The organism is Streptomyces sp. P17, assembly GCF_032436805.1.
GTDB lineage: Bacteria > Actinomycetota > Actinomycetes > Streptomycetales > Streptomycetaceae > Streptomyces.
The window spans coordinates 1-359 of sequence record NZ_JAVRBF010000448.1 but is presented as its reverse complement, the minus strand read 5'-3'; the positions used below and the strand labels follow the sequence as shown (position 1 = coordinate 359).

The 359-nt window shown below is 56.5% G+C and carries 1 protein-coding gene; it reads left to right on the top strand.

The window, feature by feature from the left end; genetic code table 11:
- Positions 1 to 28: 28 nt before the first annotated feature.
- The coding region (locus RMT89_RS41670) for a hypothetical protein (protein ID WP_315888962.1) at positions 29 to 359 on the top strand (331 nt) is incomplete at its 3' end.

The following is a 359-nucleotide window of genomic DNA, read 5'->3' as shown; positions in this document are numbered from 1 at the left end:
CCGGCTGCAACGGGATGGAGCGGAGGAAGTGGCTACGCGGCTACCCTTTGCACATTTACCTCCTTTGGCGGCGGCGATTGGCTGGCTTATCGTTAGCCATCACCGCTTACCGGCGCTGCCTGCTTATGAAGAAGGCAGCAACACCCAAAAGTGGTTAGGGGCTAAAGCACCACTGAATGCGGGTAATTTACCTACTCTGCCAAGAGATATGACCGCTGCATGGAATGAGCGGGTAGACGTTGCTCCAAAGGAAGAGATCGGCCCCTATTGGACCTTTCCCCACGGTTTACCGATAGCCGAGAAAGCCTGGCAAGAGCGGGCGCAGCGCTTGGCTCGCCAATTAGGTGAAACCCAAAGCG